Origin of the sequence: Paenibacillus sp. FSL H7-0716 (assembly GCF_038002705.1) — a bacterium.
In the GTDB taxonomy this organism is placed as follows: domain Bacteria; phylum Bacillota; class Bacilli; order Paenibacillales; family Paenibacillaceae; genus Paenibacillus_AQ; species Paenibacillus_AQ odorifer.
In genome coordinates this window covers 1-14,729 of sequence record NZ_JBBODA010000003.1, presented here as the reverse complement: position 1 = coordinate 14,729, position 14,729 = coordinate 1, and the positions used below count along the sequence as shown (strand labels likewise).

Genomic DNA, 14,729 nt, shown 5'->3' with positions numbered 1-14,729 from the left:
AGGGCTTTGGGAAGGTTCAGTAGAACCATTCCAGAGCCCTTTTGACGTTTAGAGAAATCGGCAGGTTTGGATGGGCAGAGCTTTCGTTGAGGTTTCATTTCTACTCGGTTTGTGAATAATGGAGGATTGAATAGGAAGGGAGCATTAGAGATGCAGGTGTATGTGGACATTGTGCTTCGGGCCTTTGTTGCTATGATCATGCTTTTGCTGATCGCCAAAATATTGGGAAAACAAACGTTATCTAACTTGACCTTCCACGATTTCGTGACGGGTATTATATTGGGCTCAATAGCCGCGAACTTGGCGTTTAATAAACAGCTGCATTCTTCCTACATGATCCTGGCGCTTATAGTCGTTACCGTTACCTCTTTTTTACTATCTATCATCGCTTTAAAAAGTCGTAAAATGAGAAGCTGGATTTCAGGTTCACCCACTGTACTTATTGAGGATGGGAAAATTCTTGAGCAAAATATGAAAAAGGTAAGGTATTCGTTGGACTCTTTGGATCAAGCCTTGAGAGAAAAGGAAATTTTTAATCTAGAGGTAGTAGAATACGCTGTACTGGAAGATAACGGAATGGTATCTGTATTAAAGAAACAAGAGTACCAATATGTTACCCGAAAAGATCTAAAGCTGTTGTCCGTTCCTCAGAGCTTTCCCGTTGAATTGATTATGGATGGAATAATGCTCGCAGATAATCTTAAGGATAATGGCCTAACCCAAGAATGGCTGGAGAACGAGTTAAGACGTAAGGGAAAACAAATTTCTGATGTGTTTTACGGGGTAAGAGGAACGCAGCAGCAGCTCATTTTTGACTATTATGAAGACGGGATAAAAAAACCTATTGATAAAGAATAGCTTTTGTTCATATTGGAGATTGACGGATACCTAAGCAGCGTCTTATAATGTTTATATAATTATTAATTAGTTAATAAAAACATAAACGTTGAGAGGCGGTATTTAACCATGGCAGAACGTGCGATCCTTAATACTGACATTCGCAAAGGGACGATTAACAGAAATATTTACGGACATTTTTCCGAGCATCTTGGCCGTTGTATTTATGAAGGGATTTGGGTTGGAGAAGATTCAACTATTCCTAACACCAACGGTATTCGTAATGATGTCGTGAAAGCGCTTAAGGAAATTAAAATTCCTGTACTTCGCTGGCCAGGCGGCTGTTTCGCAGATGAATATCACTGGAAAGATGGTATCGGAGCCCGTGAAGGTCGTAAACGTATGATCAACACTCACTGGGGCGGAACGGTTGAGAACAACCATTTTGGTACACATGAATTCATGGAATTATGTGAGATGCTGGAATGTGAGCCTTACATTAACGGTAATGTGGGCAGTGGTACCGTTCAAGAGATGTCCGAATGGGTGGAGTATTTAACCTTTGGAGGCGTATCTCCAATGTCCGAGCTTCGCCAGCAGAATGGCCATCAAGAGCCTTGGGCTGTGACTTATTTTGGCGTGGGGAATGAGAACTGGGGCTGCGGCGGGAATATGCGTCCAGAATATTATGCAGATCTTTATCGCCAATATCAGACGTATGTACGTAATTACGGGGACAATCGTATTCACCGGATTGCTTGTGGTCCTAACGTGGATGATTATCACTGGATGGAGGTTCTGATGCGTGAGGCAACACGCTTTATGGACTCGATTACTCTGCATTATTATACAATTCCTGGTCCAGCATGGGAGAATAAAGGTGCAGCTACAGGCTTTGAAACGAGTGAATGGTTTAGTACATTAGAGAAAGCCCTTCGCATGGATGAGCTGATCACCAGACATGGCGTTATTATGGATAAATATGATCCGGATAAAAGAGTAGGTCTTATCGTAGATGAGTGGGGAACTTGGTATGATGTAGAGCCGGGAACGAATCCAGGGTTCCTGTATCAACAAAATTCTATTCGGGATGCTCTTGTAGCAGGCGTGACCTTGAATATTTTCCATAAACATAGTGACCGGGTACGGATGGCAAATATTGCGCAGACGATTAACGTACTTCAGGCAGTTATATTGACCGAAGGGGAAAAGATGGTGCTGACTCCTACGTATCATGTGTTCAATATGTTTAAAGTTCATCAGGATGCGGAGCTGCTGGATTTGGCACTGGAAAGTGGCACTTACAGCTTTGAAGGCCGTGAGATTCCTGAAGTATCTGCTTCGGCTTCCGTAACTGCTGCTGGAATCATCCATGTCAGCCTTTGCAACTTGAACCATGCTGCTTCTGCTGCTGTTCCACTTGAGCTTCGTGGTCTTTCCGGGAAGAAGGTTGAAGTGACAGGCACAACACTTGCCGGTGATAAAATTGATGCTCACAATACCTTCAGCCAACCGGAGGCGGTAGTGCCGCAAGCCTTCACTGCCTTTACTCTGGAGGGCGATCTTCTTAATGTTGAACTGCCTCCAATGTCAGTAACTGTGCTGGAGATTACGCCGAAGGCTTAAGGTGGTGTTACCATGTCAACAACATCAACATGCAAGGGATGCAGAGAGGATTATAAAGTTACGCCAACGCAGATTAATCGTATCTTGTCTTCTTCCATGTTTAAGCCAGAGTTTTGTGTTCCAGATGAAGTTTATGCTGAACGGGTTGCCCTTTGTGGGACTTGCCCTAAGCTGCACGAAGGGGTAACTTGCGTCGCTTGCGGCTGCATCATCCCCGTAGTAGCCAAGCTTAAAGAACGTAGTTGTCCATTGCCCGGGGGTGGCTTGTGGGGTCCCTTTATCGAAAAGAATTAAGCTAAAATAAGAGCCGCATTCGACTCTCCAATGGGAGGGGAATGCGGCTTTATTCTTGGTTATCCGTATAGAACAACTCAACGATTAGATCTTCATTATAATTTCCAAAACCTTTGCCAAAAAGAGTAATCCCGCCAATATGCTCGGCATCTTCATCTACGGAAAGCTTGAAAGACCACTGTTTGTCACGGATATTCACTTGATCAAGGGTAACTTCTGAGAGCTTCAAACCATCCATAAATGTACCTTTTGCTGTAATGCGCAGCTGCTTGAGCAAGCCGTATTGGTTCGTGAGTGCTGGCCACCAGGCTGGTGTATATTTACCACGGCTATCCCCGTAGTCACCGGGACTTGTCCAGAATCCAAGCTTCACTCCGTTCAGAGTGAATGTGATATCCGAAGGCCAATTATTATTAATGGAAGGTGCTTCGGAAGCAATTTCCATGGTTATAATCAGTTCCTCAGGATGCTGGCTGGAGAGTAGGAAATTAGGGATTTTATATTCGATAAATCCTTTGCCGAACCAAAGAATCCCCGCATTCATACGCTCAAGATCCCAGAAATAGCGGGGATCATCAAAACTGCCGATCACTTTCTCAGTAGTTGCAAGACCACAGGTTGGCTCGATTAGGAAGTCGGAGTAATGTCCAACCGGAATTTCCTTGCGATAACTTTTGCGCTCATTGATTTGTCTGCCTGGGAAGGTGATTTCTGCTCCCTCAGCAGCTAGAGTACAGATCTTTTGCAGACCACTTCGACCAGGTGCCATATGCGTCTGGATCAGTCCGGCAGCTTCCAGCTTACGCACATGCATAGTCATAATGGCGCTGCTCAAATTTACTGCTGCGGCCAATTCCTTAACATTCATAGGATTTTCGGCAAGCAAACGCAACATGTGCAGGCGTACTGAGCTGGCTAAAGCTTCATAGACGGGAAGGGATTCTTCCGACAGGTCAAGTTTCATAAATGGCCTCCAATTAAAATTTATGGGCTAATCGCCAATGATTAAGAAATTTATTAATAACAATATAAAAATCGACGTTTATTTCGGATGTATAGTTAATGATTATATTAGTTAAAGACTTTTTTTACAATATGGGACTTTAAAAAAAGAACGGAGCCTGTGGCTCCGCTCTCTTTTCAAATCAAATCTTGCTTAATCTACGTTCGAGCTATACTCTGCCTGTACTTCATCTGACTTGAGTGCTCTGCTGTAAATCTTCAGTTCATCAATCATACCCTTAAATGGTGCATCCCAATAGTTGACGCCTAGAGCGAAAACGCCGTTTTTGTTCTTAAAGACATTCGGGAAGCCCTCACCAGAGAACTGCTCTACTCCGTTGAGGTAAACTTTTACGGTACCATTGCTGACCGTAAACGCAACATGTGTCCATGTATTTACTGGAATCTTCATGGCAGAAATAGCATCATACCAAGCTTCTCCGGACCATAACAACGTTTTACCGCCACCGTTCTGAGGAACGAAGCTAATCCAGCTATTTTTAGTGGCAGCGCCGAAGAAAGTAGTTGTTGCATCTGTAAGTTGTTCAGGGTTTAGCCACATAGATACGGTATAGGTATTGCTGTCAATTAATCCATCAGGCAAACGGATACCGGAGGTACCGTTGAATATTGCAGCTTGACCGAGGACACCGTTACCGTATGTGATATTGCCTACTGTTGGGCTATCTACTTTTGCTCCTGTAACTTCGCCTTTTCCGTTCAATTGGAAGGAGTCATCCAGGTCGCCATCAAAAGCATAATGAGCTACTTTTCCATCAGTTACATTTACTGTGTAGCTGGCTGAAACTTCGCTTCCATCAGTCGCTGTTGCAGTAATTACAGCTTGGCCACCGACAGTTAGTGCTGTTACTATTCCGCTCGCTGCGTCAACAGCTACTACGCTGGAATCGCTAGAGCTCCAAGTTAGCGCCTTATTTCCGGCATTGGTCGGAAGCACACTTACTTGAGGGGTGAAAGTATTTCCTACAGCTACTGATTTAACAGCTTCACTGAATGAAATATTACTTACTTTAATGTTCGTATCAGGCTCACCGTTTACAAGCCAGCCAACAGCTTCCGCAGACAATGCTCTATCATACACGCGGAATTTATCAACCAAACCTTTGTATGGTGCATCCCAGTAGTTCACACCAAGAGCAAATACACCGTTTTCTGTATCAAAAATATCTGTGAATCCTTTTCCAGAGGATTTCAATAGACCATTTACGTACATATTGACTGTTCCAGCATTGTAAGTGAAGGCGACATGCGTCCACTGGTTAACTGGAATTTGTAAGCCTGTATCAGCATCTAGCCAAGTCTCGCTACCGAACCAGAGTCTGGTGGTTGCTCCACCGTTTCCATATGGCAGCAGACTGAACCAGTTCGTTTCGGTTTTAGCACCGAAGAATACAGGAGTAAAAGCTTTTAATTCGGATGGGTTCAGCCACATCCCTACCGAGTATGCGCTACTTTGAATTAATCCGTCAGGTAGACGAACACCGGATTTGCCATCAAACTTGGCTGCCTGACCGTCTTTACCTGCTTCAAAAGTGATGTTCCCATCCGTCTTGTTGATCAGATTTCCGGTGACTATGCCGTCAGCTGTGCGATCACCATTTTCTGCAAGGTCGCCATCAAAGTCAAAGGCAGCTACTAAGCCGTCTTCCAGTTGCGTGCTCTTTTTTTCCATAACAATGGCGGTGAAGGTTTTAGTTACTGCGACTTCGCCTAGCTTAATTGTAGCAGTCAGTTCAACTGTAGCGTTTCCAAGTCCAAGTTCAGGACGAGTAACCTTACCATTGTTAGCAATTACAGCCTCATTGGAAGAGGACCATGAAATTTCTGCTCCGCGCAAGCCTTCCGTAGGAAGGGTGATATCATCGTATATTTTTCTTGTGTCACCAATACTCAAGCCTGCAGCAATATTGTTCAAAATCTGCTCAGCGCTCATCGATTCCATCTGGCTGCCCCAGATAGTGATCCCTTGATCTGACATTGCGGTGAACGTCATAACATGCTGTTGGCGTGAGGAATCCCATTGCTTCACAAATACACCTTTGTAGAGATGTTGTACGGTGTTTCCATTTTCCGTTTCGTTAATGAGCAAATGAGCGAAGTACTCATCCTTCAATTCCCAAGTTCCGGTTAACGATCCAGCGATCGTTCCGTCACTTTTTAGCTCGATATCTACTGTAGGTTTGATAATGCCTGAAACATCCTTGCCGTGGTTAACGAACTGATAAGAGCCGACAACATTATCCCGTGCTACAGCCCCAATAGTTTCACCCGTGTAACGATGTACGGCAGTTACTGGCCAGCCATCTTCGTTAGTGAACATTTGATGCACACGAAGTTCATGTGTTTCACCACGGAGTGGGAAACGAGTGTGGAAGAAGTTAAATATTTTACCCGTTTCATCATCATATTGTACCGAGTTATGTCCTGAGGACACATAACCATACGTTTGGAAATTCGGGTCTGCATTTTGATTTGTAAACATGAAGTTTCCTAATAGCTTATTACCATATGGTGTGTTGTCACCATCGGTAGTTAGAACAGCATTCTGTCCTGCTGCATCCGTATAAGGGCCGTCCGGATTTGTTGAACGGAACTGCCGCATGCTGTAACCGCCTTTGGAGTCCAGTCCACCGTAAGTTACATACAAGAAGTAGTAACCAGTATCCTTGTCGTAAACGATATACGGACCTTCACCCGATTTGGTCATTCCGCCAGAAATATGGGTTCCGAAATAGCGGTCGATAAGACGTCCATCAGCGGTCTTTCCATCTTTGCCAGGATATTTAGGTTCTCCTGTCGCTGGGTCAATCTCCAGAATGAATATACCACCTGACCATGAACCATAAGTCATCCAAAGCTTGTTGTCTTTGTCGTAGAAAATAGTTGGGTCAATTGCATTTGTATAGGTTTTGTTTTGATACAAACCACCTGCATTAAACCAATCTGGATTGACACCTTCCAGCGTTCCATTGCCGATAAGGTCCTTGATATTTGTATTGTCCCATTTCTTATTTACTTTACTGTCACTGTCATAAGCCTCTTCCTTGGTGAACCCGGAATAAATCACGGTATTTCCATAAGTATAAGGCCCTTCGATATTTTGCGAAGTGGCGTAGCCAATCGCCGAACGGATATAAGTAGAAGAAGCGCTGTAATACATCATATAAGCGCCAGTTGTTCCATCAGCGTTCTTATAATCGTTATTCCAGAATACGTCCGGTGCCCAGATGGAAAATCCGCCTTTACTGTCCGAATCGTTCTCGCCAGCCCATTTGAAGGATTCTGCCAGATTCTTGGACAGATCACCAAAAATCACGTTGCCCGGTGTTGTATAACCATTAGTGAACTGTGTCCAGTTCATCAGATCATCTGATTTGGCCGCATCGATATGTGAGCCGAATACATAATAAGTTCCTTTATCCACAACCACAGATGGATCATGTACCGAGACATTGGTGAGTGCTGGTGCAGTTGCTCCAGGACTAGGTGTAGCCGTCGGACTAGGTGTAGCCGTCGGATTTGGTGTAGCTGTCGGATCTGGTGTAGCCGTTGGAGCCGGAGTAGCTGTAACTTCCGGAGCCGAAGTAGCAACAGAACCGCCGTTAGATCCACCGGTACCAGTGGTTGCCGTAGCCGTTGGAGTTGGTGTTTCAAAATGGATTAGCTGACTGTACTTGCTATCAAAGATAACCTTACCCGTGCCTTGAATGGTTAGGATATCGTTGAAACCAAGGATTAAATTCTTGATTTCTGTACCTGCCTCTACACGCAGCTTGGCTTTTTGCTTCAGTGTAACTTCAGCAATACTGCCTGCTGTCAGATGGAGTGTAGGCTCTCCCAACGCTTGAAGCTCAACGGAATCAAAGCTTCCTTTCAGCTTGAGGATGGAATCCTTAGGCAGCGTATTCTCAACAATAACCCGGCTGAAACCTGCCCCTGTTAATGCATCTTCCTCTAGTATTGCACTGGAATGTACGCGTACGTTTGGTACGGCACTTGTGCCTCTAGTAACGACGCGCAGCTTGCCGTTATGCTTATCTACTACCATTTCAGCAGCATTGGAGTCGCTTAGTACGACACTGTTCTCACCGCCACCAGAAACGAATACTTTTCCCTTAACAGTGACATTATTCAGCGTGACATCGCCCTCAGCAATACCTTCGGTAAGGTAGAGATTCCCTGAAATTGTGGAGTTTTTCAACTCTACGCCTGGGCTGCTGATAACCATATTCCGAGTGTTAATCCCTGAATAGCTTCCGCTCTTAGGCGTGATTTCTCCGCCAAGCTTCTCAATCATGCGCAGTGCTTCCGCTCTTGTTACAGCCTGAGTTCCTTTAAAGCTGCCGTCAGTGTAGCCTTGCAGATAACCTTCACCAAGTAAAGACAATACTGCTTCTTGGCTCCATTCTGGCAAATCAGCAGCATCCTTTGGTGCAGAAGTGCCAACAGATGAGTTGAGTTGGAACAGTCTGTATAACATTACTGCAGCTTCTTGCCGACTTACTTGCTGTGCAGGTCGGAAGGTGCCATCGCTGTAACCTGTTACATATCCTGCAGCGGTTGCTTTTTGGATATCGCTGTAGTAACCACCTGTCGTGGAAACATCCGTGAAGCCTATTTCGGCTTTTTCCTGCAAATTAAAGACCCGATTAACTAGAGTAACCCACTCTGCACGGTTGATTTCTTGATTTGGCTTATATATTCCGTTTCCGTAACCCTGAATCAAGCCCTTATCTACCCAGGTTTGAAAATCTTTTTGTGCCCAGTGGCCGGAATAATCGGCGGTTTGTTGCTGAGTGGATAATGCGAATGATTTGGAATCGCTTGCAGAAGCTGCAGAAATTAATGGAGCAGGCACTAATAGAGTGAGTGCAAGCAGGGAAGCGGTTAGTTTACCAGTAGTTTTTCTCAAATGTATGATCCTCCGATTCTAGTGATGTAGAGCTTGTACACGCGTATTTTTCCAATTCCTCCCTTCTTTACTGAAAAAAATGTAAAACGCTTACAAAATTAGCTACTAAAAAAACGCTTTCGAATATGAAAATGGTTTTAATTTATCTATTACTAAACCATAACACGGAAAACGTTTTATAATGCTCTCATTTTAAGCATGATATCAGCAAATAGTCAAACAGAAATTTAATAATCTATGAATCTTTTTATATTTATATAAATTATAAATTCAAAATAGAGGCACATGATTTAACTACTGGTGATTACTGCTGAAATGGGTAAGAGTGAAATGTGGTGAATGGATGACTAGGCGGGATATATCAGCAAGATAAAGAGAGGGCATAACAGGTGGGGGGGAGCTAAGGAAGAATAGCTAATTAGTTGTTCACCCCCGCAAAAGAACCAGTTTTGCTTAGATCATAAATGAAAAATTTACAGATAGTACAATTTGAAAATGATATCTTGATCATGGTTTCCGAATTTTTTTCCGAAAATCGTTGCTCCTCCTACGTGTTTTGCATCTTCCTTCACTTCGATCCGAAAGGTCCAACGATCACAATTCGTATCTAAATCCTCTATCGAAACCTGAGACAGCGGGTCACCGTCAATGTAAGTTCCATTGTGGTTTGTAATTCTAATCGTTTTTAGCAATCCGTATTGATTGATATTGTGTGGCCACCATTCCGGTGTGAATTTACCTCTAGCATCAGCGAAATCTCCGGGGCTCGTCCAAGTCCCTAATTCCAAGCCATTCAAAGAAAAGGTGATGTCTGAAGGCCATACGTCATTAGCAAAGGGGAATTCGGAAGAAAGCTCTAAGCTAATCTCAAATTGCTGTAGGGTTTCCTCTTTTTTTAGGAAATTAGCGATATTATATTGCACATAACCTTGCGTGAACCAGAGAATCTCTGCGTCCACTCTTTTAGAATCCATGAAATACTTAGGTTCGTCTACTCTGCCGATAAACTCCTTATCTGTAGCAAGTCCGCAAGTAGGTTTCAGATCATAATCGGTATAATGACCAATCGGCACTGATGTCTCGTAGGAGGCAAAGGAGTGAAAGATTTTTTTCGGGAAGTTAATCTCAATATGATCCACCCTAAGGATTGAGATTTTTTGCATTCCGGATTTACCAGGCACCTTTTCAGTTTTTATGAGCCCTGCATCTTCTAGTTTTTTAATGTGTTTGGTAACGATAGGACTGCTTATTTTAAGTTCTTCTGCCAAATCTTTGATGTTCATCTTATTTTTGGAGAGCAACTGAATAATTTTGATGCGTACTTCACTCGCTAAAGCTTCGTAAACAACAAGAGAGGATTTGTCGATTTCCAACTGCATTTTACCCACTTCTTTCAAAGTTATTTCATATACTGTAAAGTTTATTAATCTATATATAAAGTAACATGAAAGGTAACCGAAGTAAATATAATATCGCTTTCATCTCCGAGAGATGAATCAAAAGGTTAATTAAACGAAAAAAAATTCTGTTAAGTTTATTTAAATGTTATTGACTACGCTTTCACAATGAATGTATACTAATCTCAAGTTAATCGTTTTCAAAGAAAGTGAACATGAATGGTTATCTTAACATTACAGCTGCAGGGGGAGAGAGTAATGAAAAAGAAATTTGGAGTTTTATTAGCAACGGTTCTAACATTATCGACAGTTTTGGCAGGATGCGGTGGTAAAGATGATAGTAAGACGATTACGTTCTGGACACCGCTGACCGGTGATGACGGTGCTTATATGGATCAAATTGTTAAAAACTACAATGCAACGAATCCCGAAATTAAAGTAAAACATGTTATTACGGCTGATATGTACACAAAAATTTCTACAGTTTTGGCATCTAGCAAAGGTGTTCCTGATTTAGCAATTATCCACGCTGACCGTGTTCCTGGGTTTGTTAAACAAGGTGTACTGGAATCCATGCAAGATACCGTATTGCCAGCACAACCTGAACTGAAAGCTGAAAATTACTTACCACAAGCTTGGAACACTGGTAATATCGATGGAACTCAATACACAGTTCCGCTTGATATTCATAGTAACGTAATGTATTACAATAAAGATTTGCTGAAAAAATATAACGCTGAATCCTTCTTGGATGATAACGTTGTTACTATTGATGAAATGCTTTCCTTACAAGGTAAATTGGATGAAGGCGATTACGTAGTTAATGATGCCTTGCTGGGCTGGGTTATCTTGGCTCAAATTCAAGATTTGGGCGGGGATATCCAAGTCGATGGAAAACCGGCTGTTAACACCCCTGTATTTAAACAAGCGTTTGAAAATGTTAAGAAAATTGCCGATGCTGGCCTGATGACTCCATTTGGTGAAGACGGTTACTTGATGTTCCAATCTCAAAATGTACTTTTCTCGACAGACGGAACTTGGAGTTCTACAGCACATGCTGGGGTTGAAGGCTTGAACTTTGGCGTGACCAATGTTTATTCTCCTACTCCTGATAAATTCACCAACAGATCTTCTTCTCACTTGTTCGCTATGTTGAAAAATGATAAGAGAACAGATGAAAAAGAAGTGGGTATTGCTAACTTCTTGGAATATGTTCGTACGAATTCGATGGAATGGGCAAAAGCTGGACAAAACGTAGCAAGTAACGTAGTTAACCAAAGCCCTGAGTACAAAGACTTTATGCAATCCTTCTTTACATCTGATGAAAAAGAAATCGAATCCCTATACATTTACACCTATGAATACTACCCATACATTGCGGAAGCTGTAGATACTTACTGTGCGGATATTGTGCGTGGCAACGTTGATATTGATGAGACTTTGGCAACGATGCAAAAATTTGTTGAAGATAAAATTGCGGAAAGCAGCAGTGCAGCAAAATAAAGCAAAATAGAATAGATTGTACGAAGTAATGTGCCATGTTATGGTGCATTACTTTGTGCAAAAGGAGAAATGAATTCCTATGAAAAAGAAAATCAATTGGGCACCTGCTTTCTTTGTAGGTCCGCATGTTATTTTGTTTGCTGTCTTCATTTTATTGCCAACGATTTATGGGATTTATGCTTCATTTACAAAATGGAATTTAATGAGTGATCCGGTATGGGTAGGCTTTGATAACTATAAAGCTATTCTTTTTGACAACAGTTCAACCTTTCATACTCAATTTTTCAGAGGCCTAAAAAACACATTGATTTTCGTTGCTATGTCTGTTCCGTTGCTGATTATTATTCCATTAATGGTCGCGGTGGCGTTGGAACATAAAAAAGTTAAAATGAAGAGCTTAATTCAATCTATTCTTTATATTCCTGGCTTGATTTCAATTTCTGCAGCCGCACTAATTTGGCTTTTGATCTTTAATAAGCAACTTGGGATCACTGGTAATCTATTTGGATCACAAATTGCTTGGCCTGCAAATCAACCCTATGCGTGGATTATTATCATTGTAATTACTTTATGGGGTGGTATTGGGGGCAACATGATTATCTATCGTGCTTCCTTAAGTGGCGTTTCTCAAGAGTTATATGAATCGGCTGAGCTCGATGGTGCGGGTTCTATTAAAAAGTTCACTAGTATTACCTTGCCATCTATTCGTTTTCCATTAATTTATACCTTTGTTATGACAACTGCGGGTGCCTTTAATGTATTCGGCCAACCGTTAATGATGACCGATGGCGGACCTCGACAAAGTACACACGTTCTAATGATGTATATTCGTCAATTAGCTTTCGGTAACGGTGAGTCCATCGCCGGGATGGCATCAGCTATGGCAGTTTTACTGGGATTAGTTATTTTGGTGATCTCAGCGCTGCAATATTTTGTAATGAACCGAAATGCTTCATAGGTTCGCAGAAACTAATTGACTAACAAGGAAATGGAAAAGGTAGGTGTACTAAAATGTCAAACCAGGCAGTAAATCCAGTTGTAAATACAACAGGCAAAATAAAAGGCTCTTCCAGTGTAAGTATTTCAAAATATATTTCCTATATATTTCTAGGTATCCTATGTGTGATTTGGATCATTCCTGTTATATTCGGGATTTCCACCTCATTTAGATCACAAACGGAAGTAGTATCCTCGGGCTTTAGACTATTTCCTAAAGAGTGGGTCTTTGAGAACTACGTTACAATCCTAAACAATACCTCTACAGCTCCAATTCTACGTTGGTTAGGTAACTCATTGTTTATTGCTACATCTCACACCATTCTGGTTGTTATTGTTATTTCGATTACAGGTTTTGGATACACCCGTATTAAGTTTAAAGGAAGAGACACATTGTTCTTTACTTTGCTGGGGATCTCCTTCTTCCCGGGCGTTGTTAACTTGATTCCTTCGTATAAAATCATTGACTCCTTTGGTTGGGTGAACACTTCCTGGGCTATGATTATCCCTGGTCTTGCGGGTATGGGTAATATCTTCTTGGTCAGACAGTTTATGAACGGTATCCCAAAAGAATTAGATGAATCAGCTAAAGTTGATGGTGCAAGTGACTTTAGAATTTTCGCACAAATTATATTGCCGTTAGTTAAACCAATATTGATTGTTTGCGGACTGTTCTCCTTTACTGGATCGTGGAATGACTTCCTCTGGCCGGTTATCGTGTACACAGATGTAGACAAAATGCCAATTACCGCTGGTTTGCTCTTATTGCAAGACATCTACGGAAACTATCGTATGATCGGACAATTAATGGGCTCGGCAATCATGGCGATTATTCCAACATTGCTGCTATTCGTTTTTGCACAAAAATACTTCGTTCAATCCATCAACCTGAATTCGGGTATCAAAGGTTAGATCGAATGAACTTAAACTTAAATACACCTTGACTTCTTATAAGGAAGGGTGTGTTTTGGTGACCTGCAAATATAAAAAAAGAGATAAATATAGGAGTTGTCATTGTGAGAGAATTTAATGTAAAAAATCCACTAGTTGAGCAACGAGCAGATCCTTGGATCTATAAACATACTGACGGGTACTACTATTTCATAGCTTCAGTTCCAGAGTTCGATAGAATTGAGCTTCGCCGTTCTGAATCCATTCAAGGATTGGCTGAGGCTGTAGGAAAGACCATTTGGGTTAAGCATGAAACAGGTTTGATGAGTGCTAATATTTGGGCGCCAGAGATTCATTATATTGATGGAAAATGGTACGTGTATTATGCAGCTGCACATACCTCTGATACGAAAGATGGTTTATTTGATCATCGCATGTTTGCATTAGAAAACCCATCCGTAAATCCTTTAGAGGGTGAATGGGTGGAAAAGGGTCAAATAAAAACAAAATGGGAATCTTTTGCCTTGGATGCAACAACTTTTGAGCATAAAGGAGTTAGATATTACGTTTGGGCACAAAAAGATCCTGCTATCCCTGGCAATTCAAATATTTATATTTCCGAAATGGAGAACCCTTGGACACTAAAAGGTGAGCAGGTGTGCATCACCACTCCAGAATACGAATGGGAAAAAATCGGGTTTTTGGTGAATGAAGGCGCGGCAATCCTTAAGCGTAATGGACGCATTTTCATGACTTTCTCAGCTAGTGCAACAGATCACAACTACTGTATGGGATTGTTGACTGCTGATGAAAATAGTGATTTAATGGATCCAAAATCATGGTTCAAGACACCTGAACCTGTGTTTACGACTTCTGAGGAAAACGGCCAATATGGTCCAGGACATAATAGCTTTACTGTCTCTGAGGATGGCACACAGGATATCCTGGTTTTCCATGCTAGAAGCTATAAGGAAATTGTCGGTGATCCGCTTTACGATCCGAATCGTCACGCACGTGTGCAAGTAATCCAGTGGAATGAAGACGGAACGCCAAACTTTGGTGTACCTAGACCGGATACGAAATAAAAAGGGATTTGTCGCATAAAACAACAGAGCAATGATTCTCCCAGTGGAGAAACACTGCTCTGTTGTTTTTTATAAGAGTCATAGTTATAACCCTCCTGAGGCTTAAGGACTCAGCTGACGCTATTTGCAAATTTTTGGACATTTGAGCAAGGTTGCGGACCCCAG

At 42.0% G+C, this 14,729-nt stretch carries 10 protein-coding genes; 7 read left to right on the top strand and 3 right to left on the bottom strand.

Annotated features, from left to right (window positions below; translation table 11 throughout):
- Positions 1-150 precede the first annotated feature (150 nt).
- The 3 genes from MHH60_RS04905 (at position 151) to MHH60_RS04895 (ending at position 2,757) form a co-directional block, all read left to right on the top strand.
- Complete coding sequence (locus MHH60_RS04905) at positions 151-858, top strand: DUF421 domain-containing protein (RefSeq protein WP_076138284.1); 708 nt, start codon at positions 151-153, stop codon at positions 856-858.
- A gap of 108 nt (positions 859-966) precedes the next feature.
- Positions 967-2,463, top strand: coding sequence for an alpha-N-arabinofuranosidase (locus MHH60_RS04900; protein WP_076138283.1), 1,497 nt, complete (start codon positions 967-969; stop codon positions 2,461-2,463).
- 12 nt (positions 2,464-2,475) lie between these two features.
- Positions 2,476-2,757, top strand: coding sequence for a DUF6171 family protein (locus MHH60_RS04895; RefSeq protein ID WP_076100542.1), 282 nt, complete (start codon positions 2,476-2,478; stop codon positions 2,755-2,757).
- 49 nt (positions 2,758-2,806) lie between these two features.
- Here the strand turns inward: MHH60_RS04895 and MHH60_RS04890 are convergent, their stop codons facing one another.
- The 3 genes from MHH60_RS04890 to MHH60_RS04880 form a co-directional block, all read right to left on the bottom strand.
- A complete protein-coding gene (locus tag MHH60_RS04890; RefSeq protein WP_076100540.1) occupies positions 2,807-3,721 on the bottom strand; it encodes an ArsR/SmtB family transcription factor in 915 nt (304 codons plus the stop codon).
- Positions 3,722-3,913: 192 nt separating this feature from the next.
- Entirely contained in the window at positions 3,914-8,692 is a 4,779-nt protein-coding gene (locus tag MHH60_RS04885; RefSeq protein WP_076138281.1) for a LamG-like jellyroll fold domain-containing protein, read from the bottom strand.
- A gap of 473 nt (positions 8,693-9,165) precedes the next feature.
- Positions 9,166-10,071: an ArsR/SmtB family transcription factor gene (locus MHH60_RS04880; RefSeq protein ID WP_076126270.1), complete on the bottom strand. Its 906-nt coding sequence runs from the start codon at positions 10,069-10,071 to the stop codon at positions 9,166-9,168.
- Between the two features lie 276 nt (positions 10,072-10,347).
- On the opposite strand from MHH60_RS04880, the gene MHH60_RS04875 reads away from it, so the two are divergent.
- From MHH60_RS04875 to MHH60_RS04860, 4 genes are all read left to right on the top strand, one after another.
- A complete protein-coding gene (locus tag MHH60_RS04875) occupies positions 10,348-11,592 on the top strand; it encodes an extracellular solute-binding protein (protein ID WP_076101554.1) in 1,245 nt (414 codons plus the stop codon).
- A gap of 79 nt (positions 11,593-11,671) precedes the next feature.
- Positions 11,672-12,550 carry a carbohydrate ABC transporter permease gene (locus MHH60_RS04870; protein ID WP_076138280.1) on the top strand — a complete coding sequence of 293 codons (879 nt, stop codon included), beginning with the start codon at positions 11,672-11,674 and terminating at the stop codon, positions 12,548-12,550.
- Positions 12,551-12,603: 53 nt separating this feature from the next.
- Positions 12,604-13,500: a carbohydrate ABC transporter permease gene (locus tag MHH60_RS04865; RefSeq protein WP_036675639.1), complete on the top strand. Its 897-nt coding sequence runs from the start codon at positions 12,604-12,606 to the stop codon at positions 13,498-13,500.
- 104 nt (positions 13,501-13,604) lie between these two features.
- Positions 13,605-14,564 (top strand): glycoside hydrolase family 43 protein, encoded by a 960-nt coding sequence (locus MHH60_RS04860; protein ID WP_179088950.1) that lies wholly within the window; start codon positions 13,605-13,607, stop codon positions 14,562-14,564.
- Positions 14,565-14,729 lie beyond the last annotated feature (165 nt).